Source organism: Halpernia sp., assembly GCF_048269545.1.
Taxonomy (GTDB): domain Bacteria; phylum Bacteroidota; class Bacteroidia; order Flavobacteriales; family Weeksellaceae; genus Halpernia.
This window is the reverse complement of the sequence record NZ_JBLXIJ010000001.1, coordinates 177,253-189,149: the sequence shown is the minus strand read 5'-3', so window position 1 is coordinate 189,149 and position 11,897 is coordinate 177,253. Positions and strand designations below refer to the sequence as shown.

11 protein-coding genes are annotated in these 11,897 nt (G+C 30.2%); 2 read left to right on the top strand and 9 right to left on the bottom strand.

What is annotated here, in order from left to right:
- Positions 1 to 14: 14 nt before the first annotated feature.
- The 7 genes from ACN0WB_RS00800 to ACN0WB_RS00770 all read right to left on the bottom strand — a co-directional run bounded on the left by ACN0WB_RS00800 (position 15) and on the right by ACN0WB_RS00770 (position 9,152).
- Positions 15 to 2,669, bottom strand: coding sequence for a hypothetical protein (locus ACN0WB_RS00800; protein WP_417427874.1), 2,655 nt, complete (start codon positions 2,667 to 2,669; stop codon positions 15 to 17).
- 111 nt (positions 2,670 to 2,780) lie between these two features.
- Positions 2,781 to 3,293 carry a hypothetical protein gene (locus tag ACN0WB_RS00795; RefSeq protein WP_417427872.1) on the bottom strand — a complete coding sequence of 171 codons (513 nt, stop codon included), beginning with the start codon at positions 3,291 to 3,293 and terminating at the stop codon, positions 2,781 to 2,783.
- Positions 3,294 to 3,342: 49 nt separating this feature from the next.
- The gene (locus tag ACN0WB_RS00790) at positions 3,343 to 3,864 is read right to left on the bottom strand and encodes a hypothetical protein (RefSeq protein ID WP_417427870.1); all 522 of its coding nucleotides are present in this window, start codon (positions 3,862 to 3,864) and stop codon (positions 3,343 to 3,345) included.
- Between the two features lie 69 nt (positions 3,865 to 3,933).
- Entirely contained in the window at positions 3,934 to 4,701 is a 768-nt protein-coding gene (locus tag ACN0WB_RS00785) for an enoyl-CoA hydratase/isomerase family protein (protein ID WP_417427868.1), read from the bottom strand.
- A gap of 64 nt (positions 4,702 to 4,765) precedes the next feature.
- A complete protein-coding gene (locus ACN0WB_RS00780; protein ID WP_417427866.1) occupies positions 4,766 to 5,461 on the bottom strand; it encodes an SMUG2 DNA glycosylase family protein in 696 nt (231 codons plus the stop codon).
- Positions 5,462 to 5,680: 219 nt separating this feature from the next.
- Entirely contained in the window at positions 5,681 to 8,170 is a 2,490-nt protein-coding gene (gene paaZ / locus ACN0WB_RS00775; protein ID WP_417427864.1) for a phenylacetic acid degradation bifunctional protein PaaZ, read from the bottom strand.
- A 157-nt stretch (positions 8,171 to 8,327) separates the two neighbouring features.
- Positions 8,328 to 9,152 carry an alpha/beta fold hydrolase gene (locus tag ACN0WB_RS00770; protein ID WP_417427862.1) on the bottom strand — a complete coding sequence of 275 codons (825 nt, stop codon included), beginning with the start codon at positions 9,150 to 9,152 and terminating at the stop codon, positions 8,328 to 8,330.
- Positions 9,153 to 9,294: 142 nt separating this feature from the next.
- Between ACN0WB_RS00770 and ACN0WB_RS00765 the strand changes: the two genes are divergently transcribed.
- Together ACN0WB_RS00765 and coaE are read left to right on the top strand one after the other, a co-directional pair.
- Positions 9,295 to 10,161, top strand: coding sequence for an MBL fold metallo-hydrolase (locus tag ACN0WB_RS00765; RefSeq protein WP_417427861.1), 867 nt, complete (start codon positions 9,295 to 9,297; stop codon positions 10,159 to 10,161).
- A 4-nt stretch (positions 10,162 to 10,165) separates the two neighbouring features.
- Positions 10,166 to 10,780, top strand: a complete 615-nt coding sequence (coaE, locus tag ACN0WB_RS00760) for a dephospho-CoA kinase (RefSeq protein WP_417427859.1) — start codon at positions 10,166 to 10,168, stop codon at positions 10,778 to 10,780.
- A 7-nt stretch (positions 10,781 to 10,787) separates the two neighbouring features.
- Here coaE and ACN0WB_RS00755 read toward each other — a convergent pair whose 3' ends face one another.
- Both ACN0WB_RS00755 and ACN0WB_RS00750 read right to left on the bottom strand, forming a co-directional pair.
- Positions 10,788 to 11,447: a DUF6048 family protein gene (locus ACN0WB_RS00755; RefSeq protein ID WP_417427857.1), complete on the bottom strand. Its 660-nt coding sequence runs from the start codon at positions 11,445 to 11,447 to the stop codon at positions 10,788 to 10,790.
- Positions 11,413 to 11,889, bottom strand: a complete 477-nt coding sequence (locus ACN0WB_RS00750) for a DUF6452 family protein (protein ID WP_417427855.1) — start codon at positions 11,887 to 11,889, stop codon at positions 11,413 to 11,415. The genes ACN0WB_RS00755 and ACN0WB_RS00750 overlap by 35 nt, the downstream gene beginning before the upstream one ends.
- Positions 11,890 to 11,897: the final 8 nt, after the last annotated feature.

The window sequence follows — 11,897 nt, the reverse complement described above, 5'->3', positions numbered from 1 at the left end:
CGAAACGGATTTTTTTAGTTAAAAATTCTCTCAAAAAACCCTTTCTTTTTTTTAGCTTTTTCAGGTTTGGGTTTCAATTTTTCTACAGCTTTTTCTTTAACCGCTTTTACATCATCTTTTGCTTTAACAACCACAGTTTTCACATCTTTCACGGTTTCTTTTGCAGTAGTTACGGTTTTCTGTACCTTTTCCTCAGTTTTTTTATAATTTACGCCAAGTAAAGTTTTCTTCAAACCTTCTTCTAAACCTTTCCAAAAGAGATTAAAAAATGATTTTGTGTTGTCTCTTTTTACATGATCCACAGTTACAGATTCAGGGAATTTTCCAGAATCATTTTTAATAAAAAGATTTGCAATCCCACTTAGAAATTTATTTTTCTCTTTTGAATTTTTCTTTAAAATTGAAACCTTCAAATTATCGTGTTGCATTTTAAAATTTCCATTAATTTCAACAGGATTTCCTTTAAAATCAAACAATAATTGTTTAATATTTCCAGTCGCACTCAAGTGCAAATAAGGTTCTATAAAAGGATTTATTTTTGGAGCAGGAAGATTTTTTAAACTTCCAGAAATTGTAAAATGATCTCTTAAATCAGCAGTATTAAATCCCCAATTAACGTGAAGTGGAGAAGATTCCATAAAACCTGCATTAATAGTAATCGCAACTTGCGTTGGTTTTCCTTTCATTTTTGCAGAATTTATATTTTTAACATTCATATTAAACGGGTTAAAAGAAATTTTTCCTGGACCATCGCTTGTTGGAATGTCTTCTTCATAAACCAAAACAGAATTTTTCACATCTAAATTATCAACAAATAAAGGAATTTTTATAGATCGCAACATTTTAGAATAAAGTGATTTTACCGTTTCATCATCTTTTGGAATTTTACTCCGGAAAATATTTGCATCTACTTTATTTAAAGTAACTTGAGAGAGATTTACAAATTTATTTTGGTTTAATAAATCGTATTTTCCATTAAAGGAAATATTTTCTGCTTTCAAATTATATAAATCTTTTTCCGTCGGAATCATTTTTATAAACTGTGCGCGAGTAACCAAAGGCGTCATTGCAAAATTTGAAATTTGACCTTTATCTTGAGAAATAGAAATATTATTAGAAACAATTTTATAAAATTGGCTCGGTTGATAATTAAATCTTTTCGCACTAAATTGATAATTTTTGCTGTCTAATAAAAGTTGATTGTCTTTGTTTTGATTTAGTTCTAACTCATTGATATTTAAATTTAAACCGTTCAAAACCATTGGTTTCCCTTTAGAATCAATATTTAAATTAGAGTTTTTTAAATTTATTTTGTGAATTTTCAATGGAAAATCTATGAACGAAGATTTGTTTTTTTGCTTGAATTTCACATTTGCAGTAGCAATTTTTCCATTCATTTGATCAATTAAAATTTCATTTATTTCCAATTTTAATTTTGAATTTACCATTTTAAAATCTTGCATTTTTATCAAAATAGATTTTGTATTTAAATCAAAATTATTTTTTTTCGTAGAATTGGAGGTGGTTTTTAAGAAAGTAGAACTTAAGAAAATGCTTTTCGGATTGATTTTAGCCGAAGCAATTTTGATGTTTTCTGAGTTGGTAAAATAATCTAAATTTTTCCCATCAATTTTAAAATCTTCATATTGAAATGGAATATTTTCTATTTCAGTTTCTTTATTTATTGTAATTTTATTGATGTTTAAATTCAAATTTTCACCAATAAACAAAGGCGTTTGATTTGGTTTTTGAATATCAACTTTTGCATTATTTAAAATTAAATTCTCTAAAAAAATATTATATTTAAATTCTTTTTTCTCTTTTTCAGGTTTTACATTCGTAGTATAAATTTTTAAATTCGGCTCTTCTACACGAAAAGTTTTGATGTTAATTTTCTTATTCTTAAAACTCAAACCTTCCAAAACAGCTTCAGAAGATTTTAAATTATATAGATTTTTTCTGGTAGGAAAATACTTTATAAATTGAGAATAGCTTAAAAGTGGGACGAAAGAAAATTTTCTAATATTTAAATACCCATTTTCAGTTTTAATGTGTTCCGCTAAAAATAAATAAACAGAATCTGGACGAAAAAAGATATTTTTTGCTTCAAAAGAATAAGCATCAAACTCGAAAGGCAAATTATTGGTATCGGTTTCAGGAGATAATTCTAAACCTTTAATTTTAAGATTTAAAGAATTGAGGCGCAATAATTTATTTTTGTTTGGTTTAAAAACTTGAATATTTCCTTCTTTAATTTCAATATTTTTTATTTCTATTGGATTTTGCTCTTTGTTTTTAGATTTTATTGGTAAAGTAATATTTAAAAGTGGTTTAACTAAAACCAAGTTTTTTGTATTAATTCTTTTATTGAAAACAGCATCATAAATTCCTAATCTGCTTATTTGCAAAGAATCTACAGTTCCTTGTAAACCTAAAATTTTATTCTGTGTTGGATTTGCATTATTAATGGAAATTCCCTGCGCTGAAATTGTACCAGAAAGCAATTCTACATCTAAGTTTTGATATGTGATTTTATAACTTGTATTATTTTTTAAATAATCTGGTAAATTATGTTTCAGCCAAAAATTAATTCCAAAATTAGCCAGAATTAAAATGAGCAATAAACTCCCAAAACTAATACTGAAAATGCGGAAGTATTTATTTTTCATTTGTTTTTTCTTTTAATTCTATTCAAAAATAACGAATAATATTATTGATGCAATGAGATAAAAAAACCGCTAAATATTAATTTAACGGTCTTATTTAATTTCTTTTAGAATTTAATTTGCCGGAACACTATTGAAATTCAGTGATACACGTAAATTCATATCAGAACTGGTGCTGTTTTTTAATTCATAAACAGTTCTTACTTTTAGATTTGTGCTTTTTACAACATTATCTAAATATCCAGAATCATTAATGTCTAAATTTAAACTATTGCTAGAATTATTGAAATCTGATCTTGAAGCGACTAATTTTTCTGCAGAACCATCAGAAGAAATGTACACTTTAAAAGATTTAAAATCAGAAAGTGAACCGTTTGATGGAGAAATAACTGTCACTTTTGCATCAGAAATTCTCACATCTTTTATTTGTGCATTATTATTTCCACCAAACCAACTTTGAACGTTAGAAGCAGTTGTAGAAGAAGAAACTTCTTTGTTTGCAGGAACGCCAGTTGATACTAAAACATTTGCAGTATAAGGAAATGTGTTTTGAACTAAGGATTGAACCGTGCCACAACTCACCAAAGTTGCAGAGGCAAAAATGCCGGTTAAAATTAAATTTTTCATAATATTTTTTGTTATTTTAAATACCATTCAGAAATTGTACCAAAAAAAATTATTCTACTTCTAAACTAAAATGACCTTTGGAATTTCCATCTGCCATTAAACTTTTGCCAATTATTATCCAATATTCTCCTTTTTGAGGCGTATCTAATTTTAAGGTTTGACCAAAGGGACCATCGAAACTACCATCGGGATATTTTATTTGATTTACTCTAATGTTCATCGGATTTTTTGTTTCTATTGAAATCTTAAGATGAGGTTTAGAAACATTTTTTATTTTCAAAATTAATTTTTGATTGTCTTCCGTAAATTGATCACCAATTTTAAAAGGCAACATACTTCCAACTGCCGTTCTAATAATTTCATTTTTATCCGTACTTCGGTTAACGCCTTCATCCAAAACTTTTTCTACAGCGGGAGAATTTGCAATTAAAGAATCTTGATTGATTTTTTCATCACTTGTTTTTTGATTTGAAACAAGCACAGAATCAGGATTTGTAGTAGTTGAAATTACAGTTGTATCTTTTTTACAAGCGATTAATAAAAAGGGCAGAAGGAAAATAAGTTTTTTCATAATTTTATTTTTAGGCTTTTTTAATCAAATCTTGAACCAAAATAATTTTAATTAATAAGTGAATTGATGTTATTTGTTTCTCAATCGTTCTTTTATTTTTTCAATATTTGCTTTCGCAGAATCTTCTAAAATTAATCTCGCGCTCATTTCAATTCTTTCAGGCATTAATTTTTCAAAATGTGCAGAGTTTTCCCAAGACACTTTTTTAATTAAAGCCAAAGCTTCCGAAGTTCTACTGCTCAATTTATTTAAAAATTCTTCTAATTTTAAATCCATTTCTTCAATTGAATTTGAAATAGAATTATAAATATTATGATTTAAACACCATTCCGCGCTTCTGAATTCTGCGTCTAAAGCCATCGCTGAAAATGCTGCAATTCCAATTTTTCTTTCTACAAAAGGTCCGATGACGAAAGGTCCGATTCCTAAATTAAGTTCCGTTAAAGCCAAAGCAGAATTTTCTGTTCCGAAGCAATAATCTGCCGCACAAGCAATTCCAACACCGCCGCCGGTTGTTTTTCCTTGAACACGAACAACTACAATTTTTCTGCAAGTTCGCATTGCGTTCAAAACTTTTGCAAAACCGCCGAAGAATTTTTTTGAAGTTTCAAGTTCTTCAATTTCCAATAATTCATCGAAACTTGCGCCGCCGCAAAAAGATTTTTCGCCCGCAGATTTTAATAAAATAGCTTTCACTTCTTTTTTGGAACCTTCGTCTAAAATAGTTTGCGCTAATTTTTCTAATATTTTTCCGGGTAAAGCATTGCTTTTCGGCGTTTCAAAAGTGATGATGGAAATTTGATTTTTTATTTCTGAAGTTACGAATTCGTCTGTCATTTTGTTGTTTTTTTAATTTTCACTTTGTCAAAGTTTTTGAAGTGTGATTATACTTTGACAAAGTTTATATTTTAATTTTATTCAATGCAATCAAATATTTATCGATGTACATTTCTTTCTCTTTGCTTTTGTATTGTTGAATATAACGCGGATGTTCCAAAACTGTCAATTTTCCAAATAATTTTTCTTCTTTGTTTATTTTATCAATGAAAACCGCATTCTTTTTTCCTAAAATAAAAATTTCTTCGGTATCTAAACCAATTGAAATGTGGTCTTTTAAACTTTTTATCATAAACGGTTTTACGGCTTCGAAAAGATTTTTGTCATCATAATAATTCGCGTTCAACCAACTTCCCTTTTTATTTTGAATTATCGCAAGTGGAAAAGGTGAATTAATATAGAATTCTTTGTAAAATTTTTCTGCACCACCAAAAGCCTCTATCACAGAATACAAATAAACTGAAGAAATTTCATGCGTATGCGCAGATTTCATTTCAATTCCATTATGACTTTTCAATCGTTTCGTGTCTGTGAAAGGAACCCCTGTAACTCCAGCTCCGTGGCGACTTGGATTTATTCCAACAATAAATTTCCTTTGATTATTATCATTATAAAATTTCTGATAAAACTTCGTCATCACTTCCAAAGTTTCTGGATTATCAAAAAACGGATTTAAAACAGCGAAACCATCCGGCAAATCTCCAGAATATTTAAGTTTTTTATTAAAAGCGATTACTTTTTCGCCGATTGTTTTTTTCATTAATGATGAAACTGTTTTTTTAAAATTATTTGAATTAATACATTAAATATTTTTTCTCCTTTTTTCACCCAACCTGCTTGACTTTCATATTTCACAAAGAATATTTTTACATCCGTTTGACTTCCATATTGTGCGGAGAAGACTTTTTATGCAGAAATTTTAACTGAAAACCAGAAAGTAAACAGAAATATTAATAATATTTTCACTAATATATTTTTATCAAACCAACCCAAATTGCTCAAAATGATGCGTCACGTGCTTTTGATGAAATAATTCCATCATTTCTTTATTTAGTTTTCCGAAAATAAAATGCAAATGTTCCGCCTCTGGATTTTCTCTGTAATAAATCTGATAATTCTTAACGGATTCAATGAAATGTGTTTTTGCTTCATCTAAATTTTTATATTTTAAATCTGGTAATTTTCCATCTTCCAAAAATGGTGCAGGGAAATCTTTCGGCATTTTTCTAAAGTTATAAAGTGAATCCTGAAAGGCTTCAATTTGATCTTCAGGTGTTTTGCAGGAATCGGTTTCCAATTCTCCTGTGCTATATTTCATTGTGGTTTCCAGATGTTCGAGCATTTCTTGCGCTTTCATTCGTCCCCATTTTGGTAAAGTTTCACTTTTTAAATTTTTTAATCTTTTCTCAAAATCTTTAAAATTAATTTTAACAAAAGGAGATTTTTTCGCCACTAAAGTTAGAATTGTTGCGACACAAACCACTTCTTCTCTTTGGTTTACAACTTCAACTAACCATTTCACAACACCGCTTGGAATATTTCTACCTTTTACGCCTTTGTTCACTTTTTCTTTTGCAGTTAAATAAACCGTAATTGTATCTCCTGCATAAACGGGTTTGAAAAAACTACAATTTTCTAATCCATAATTCGCAATAACTGGTCCTTTTTTGCCTGAAACAAATAATCCCGCCGCCGCAGAAAGTATGAAATAGCCGTGAGCAACGGTTTTATCAAAAATAGTTCCCGTTAAACTCGTCGCATCGGTGTGTGCATAAAAATGATCCCAAGAAACATTGCCAAAATTCACAATATCTGCGTCTGTAACTGTTCTTCCTGCGGTTTCTAACGCGTCGCCAATTTCCACTTCTTCAAAATATTTCTGAAAAGGATGCAAATCTGCATATTTTTTTTCTGCTCCAATTTGATAAATTTTTGTAATCGCTGTCAAAACATCCGGTGAACCTTGAATTGCTGTTTTTTGTAAGAAAAAATGAAGTCCGTTTAATCCGCCCATTTCTTCGCCGCCGCCTGCTCTTCCAGGTCCGCCGTGCATTAAAGTTGGTAAAGGTGAACCGTGACCGGTGCTTTCTTTCGCATTATCTCGGTTTAAAACAAAAATTCTTCCATGCGTTGTTGCCATTTTCCAAGAAGTTTCTGCGATAAAATCGTTATCGTGAGAAATAATAGAACCCACCAAACTTCCTTTTCCGCGTTTTGCCAAAGCCGCTGCTTCTTCCGAATCTTTGTACGGCATCAAAGTTGAAACCGGACCAAATGCTTCCACATTATGTGAAATATCTTTGGTGAAAGGTGAGTCGTTTAAAAATAATTTAGGCGACATAAACGCGCCTTTTTCATAATCGGCATCAATTAATTCTTGTTTGCCGTCATAGATTAACTCTGTATCAGTTTTTAATAAATTAATTTTTTCTAAAACTTCATTGTATTGGTCTTTTCCCGCCAAAGAACCCATTCGGGTTTCACGGTTTAAAGGATTTCCAATTTTTATTTGTTCTAAAGATTTAATTAATGCATTTTGAACGTCATCGATTAAATTTTCTGGCACAATAATTCTTCTTATCGCAGTACATTTTTGTCCCGCTTTTGTCGTCATTTCGTTGCGCACTTCCTTTATAAATAAATCAAATTCTGGCGTTCCCGGTTTTGAATCTAAACCTAAAATTGAGCAATTTAAAGAATCTGCTTCCATATTAAAACGCACCGCATTTTGAGAAATGGAAGGCATAGATTTTAATTTTTTTCCAGTAGAAGCAGAACCTGTGAATAAAACTGAATCGCCGTCTTGCATATTTTCCAGTAAATTTCCTGCGCTTCCGCAAATTAATTGAATTGCGCCTTCTGGTAAAATTCCACTTTCAATCATATCTTGAAAAACAGCATGCGTGAGATAACTCGTTGGCGTTGCGGGTTTTACCAAACTTGGAACGCCCGCTAAAAGTGAGGTGGATAGTTTTTCCAACATTCCCCAAACTGGGAAATTATAGGCGTTTATTTGTACAGAAATTCCTTCACTTGGCGTTAAAATATGCGTTCCAAGCAAAGTGCCATTTGCGGAAAGTTTTTGTGTATCTCCATCTACCCAAAAAGGCGTGTTTGGCAACATTCTTTTTGCTAAGCCAGAATAAGTGAAAAATGTACCGTAACCACCTTCAATATCTACCCAAGAATCGGCGTGAGTTGCACCAGTTTTATAGGAGATTTCATAATATTTTTTTTTGCGTTCTAATAAATAGAGAGCAAGATTTTTTAGCATTTGTCCGCGGTCATAGAATGTCATTTTAGACAGATTTTTATAACCCAAATCTCTACCGTAATTTAAAGCATCTTTTAAATTTAATCCTGCTGTATCAGCTATTGCAACTTGTTCGCCAGTTACAGAATTATATAATTTTATTCCTTCGGAATTTCCTTCAATCCACTCGCCGTGGATGTAGTTTTTTAGTTTCATATAAAGTTTTGAGCGTTAAAAATCTTGTTAAAATTTCTCGCAGTTAAGATACGAAAATTATAGTTTTTGAATTTAAAATTGAAGAGATAAAGTCTTTCTAAAAAAAATGTCAAAGTTCAAAACCTTGACAAGAATAATTATTTTACAAATTAAATTTTTATTTTTTCTGTTCTTTCATAAAATCTACAATTTCTGCACTTCTTTCATTCCAAGGAAATGCATATTGCAAAATCATTGGAATATGAGATTTATTAATAAATATTGGTTTTACATCGGGTTGAAATTCGTGCAGTTTTTTGAGAAAATGTTTATTTGCGGTTTTTATGGATTGATAGGTTTTCTTACCAATGTAAATCATAAAAGGTGGTGAGTTTTTATCTAAAAAATAAATGGGCGACGCTTGGTACCAATTTTCTGGATTTTTAGACCACGTTGCGATATAATTATCTTTTGTAGTTGGTGGATTTTTTTCTAAATAATCTTTCATGTCAATTCCGGCGGCATCGTTTAAAATAATTCCAGAAATTGAGTTTTTATCAATCCCGAAATTTGGATTTAAAACTGCAGAAGTTACCAATTGACCGCCTGCAGAATGCCCAGTTACAAAAATTTGATTTGCATCACCATTGTAATTTTTAATGTTTTTTTGAACCCACTTTATTGCTGTTGCAATTTCAGTTGTCATTTGCTCAACATTTGCGTTTGGACTTAATGTGTAATTTGGAATTACGGTTACGATATCTTTTCTGGCAAAATTTCGTCCGAAAAAACCGTATTGATTTTTGTTTCCGCTGTTCCAATTTCCACCATGAACGAAAATTAAAACCGTTAATCTTTTATTTTCAGAATTTTTAGGAACGAAAATATTTAGTTTTAAATCTTCCTTATTTGCTGATTTCCCGTAAACTACGTCTTTATATTTTGCAGAACTACAACTCACACAGAGTAAAAAACCAAAACTAAAAAAGATGAATTTTCCCATATTTAAAATTACGAATTTGTTTTCTTTAAAGTTTTATTGAGAACAATTGATTTAATTTAATTTCGTAATTTTAAAAATATTAAAATCATAAAATATTTTAACTTTACAAGTGATTTAAAAAAAAATATTTAAAGCAAAATATATGAAACTTTACCCGATACAATGTGGAAAATTTAAGTTAGATGGCGGTGCAATGTTTGGTGTTGTTCCAAAAACTTTATGGCAAAAGACAAATCCGGCAGATGAAAATAATTTGATAGAACTTGGAACACGTTCACTTTTGATAGAAGATGGAAAGAAATTAGTTTTAGTGGATTGTGGTTTAGGAAACAAACAAAATGAAAAATTTTTCGGACATTATTCACTTTGGGGCGATGATAATTTAGAAAAAAATCTGGCGAAATTTGGTTTTATAAAAGATGATATTACAGATGTTTTTTTAACGCATCTTCATTTTGATCATTGTGGAGGAGCAATTGAATGGAATAAAGACAAAACTGGTTATGAAACGACCTTTAAAAATGCCAATTATTGGAGTAATGAAAATCATTGGAAATGGGCGACAAATCCAAATCCAAGAGAAAAAGCAAGTTTTTTACCAGAAAATATTTTACCAATCAAAGAAAGCGGACAACTGAATTTTTTAGATTTACCACAAACCGGAAATTATAAATTTGGAACAGAACTGAAAATGGACGTAATCTTTGTGGATGGACATACCGAAAAGCAAATGCTTCCCGTAATAAAGTACCAAGATAAAACAGTGGTTTTTGCAGCAGATTTAATTCCAACTGCAGGACATATTCCACAAGTTTATGTAATGGGATATGACACAAGACCGCTTTTAACAATGGAAGAAAAAGGAAAATTTTTGCAGCAGTGCATTGATAATGAATATATTTTGTTTTTTGAACACGACGCTCATAATGAATTAGCAACTTTAAAAATGACAGATCGTGGTATAAAATTGGATAAAACATTTACTTTTAACGAAGTTTTTGGGTATTAAAATTATGGAAGAACAATCTGAAAGGCCAAAATTAATTGGTTTAACGGGCGGAATTGGCTCGGGAAAATCTACAGTTGCAAGATTTATTGAAGAAAATGGCTTTTCGGTCTATTATTCTGATATTCGTGCAAAAGAATTGGTAAATGAAAATGAATTTTTACGCAATGAAATAAAAAGCTTTTTGGGAGATAAAGCCTACGACGGAAATGGAATTTATGATACTAAATATGTTTCGGGAAAAGTTTTTTCCGATGCAGAATTATTAGAGAAATTAAATAAAACAATTCATCCAGCGGTGAAACAAGATTTTGAGAATTGGATTTTAAATCAAAATCAGAAAATTATTTTTAAAGAAACAGCACTTCTTTTTGAGTTGGGAATTGACACACAATGTGACAAAACTTTATTAGTAACCGCCGAAGATAATACGAGAATAAAACGTGTAATGGACAGAGATGGAAAAACTTACCGCGAAGTTGAAACCATTTTAGAAAAACAAATGCCCGAAAAAGATAAAATTAAAAAAGCGGATTTTATTATTTATAATAATACAACTTTGGAAGATTTAAAATCAGAAACGGAGGAAATATTAAAAGAAATTTTGGAAGATTTAAACTAAGCTTTTCTCAGAATTTATACGCCAAATTCCAAGCAAAACCGATATTAAATTTCGCACTGCTTTTACCAAAACCAGGAACAATTACTGGAATTATTTCATCTTGTTTTGTAGTATAAACTAAATATTTTGGTTGAATATTTAAATCAATATAAAATTTAGAAGAAAAAAGTTGAACGCGACCGCCAATTGTTCCTTCCAACCAATAAGACGATTGCGTTGATGCAGGAAATGCTACAGAAACATCACCTCCTTGAAAACCACGAACGGGAACTGCAAAATATTCTTGATTATAATAACTTCCTGCCAATTTTCCTCCAGCGTAAAATCCATTTTCTATATTTTCTCGATCCGTTGCTAACATATAAAAAGCACCGATTTTTGCAAATGGTCCGCTTACTTCTGCGTCATAACCATTTTTTTTATAAGTGTTTTTTTCAAAACCTGCTTCTATAATTAGATGCAATCTTTTTTGGTAAGTTGTAGATATAAATCCTTGAAATAATTTTCGTTCAGAAAAAGCAGAAACTCCTGCATTTACCACATCAAAACCTACCATAAAATTGGCTTTATATTTTGGTTTTATTTTTAGGCTATCGATTTTTTTTTGCCCAAAAACATTTAAAAAAATAAAGCTAAAAAAGAAGATAGAGAGAAGTTTTTGCTTCATTTGTGATTTGAGTTTGAGTTTGTTGTATTTGCAAAACAGGATTTGTTTTTTCTAATATAGAATTTAAATCTTCGTAAGTTTTTTTAATTCCACAAGCTGGAGAAACGTACTGTGATTTTGTAGTATAATTAATTCTAATTTTTGAAGAATCTAAAGATTTGGAAGCTAATTTCACATAAATATCTGTAAAAGGTGCTTCATCTACACGAAGAGGAAGCACCACAGAATCTGTTGGAAATTTTTGTGAAATTACATTCTTTGCGCCTTTTCCAAAATCTACGCTTACAAAAATACTGTCGAGTGTAATTTCTTTATTAGTTGCTAAATTTTTAAATTTAATTTTTATTCGCGGCGTAGCTTCTCCACTTGTGCAAATATCATCGTCTGAATTACAAGAAAACAAGAAAAATAGTACAAAAGTGATCGCAACTAATCTTTTCAAAGTTAAAA

Excerpts from the sequence above, each read along its gene's own strand:
- ACN0WB_RS00800 (WP_417427874.1), bottom strand. The coding sequence starts at position 2,669 with ATGAAAAATAAATACTTCCGCATTTTCAGTATTAGTTTTGGGAGTTTA.
- ACN0WB_RS00795 (WP_417427872.1), bottom strand. The coding sequence starts at position 3,293 with ATGAAAAATTTAATTTTAACCGGCATTTTTGCCTCTGCAACTTTGGTG.
- ACN0WB_RS00790 (WP_417427870.1), bottom strand. The coding sequence starts at position 3,864 with ATGAAAAAACTTATTTTCCTTCTGCCCTTTTTATTAATCGCTTGTAAA.
- ACN0WB_RS00785 (WP_417427868.1), bottom strand. The coding sequence starts at position 4,701 with ATGACAGACGAATTCGTAACTTCAGAAATAAAAAATCAAATTTCCATC.
- ACN0WB_RS00780 (WP_417427866.1), bottom strand. The coding sequence starts at position 5,461 with ATGAAAAAAACAATCGGCGAAAAAGTAATCGCTTTTAATAAAAAACTT.
- paaZ (WP_417427864.1), bottom strand. The coding sequence starts at position 8,170 with ATGAAACTAAAAAACTACATCCACGGCGAGTGGATTGAAGGAAATTCC.
- ACN0WB_RS00770 (WP_417427862.1), bottom strand. The coding sequence starts at position 9,152 with ATGGGAAAATTCATCTTTTTTAGTTTTGGTTTTTTACTCTGTGTGAGT.
- ACN0WB_RS00765 (WP_417427861.1), top strand. The coding sequence starts at position 9,295 with ATGAAACTTTACCCGATACAATGTGGAAAATTTAAGTTAGATGGCGGT.
- coaE (WP_417427859.1), top strand. The coding sequence starts at position 10,166 with ATGGAAGAACAATCTGAAAGGCCAAAATTAATTGGTTTAACGGGCGGA.
- ACN0WB_RS00755 (WP_417427857.1), bottom strand. The coding sequence starts at position 11,447 with ATGAAGCAAAAACTTCTCTCTATCTTCTTTTTTAGCTTTATTTTTTTA.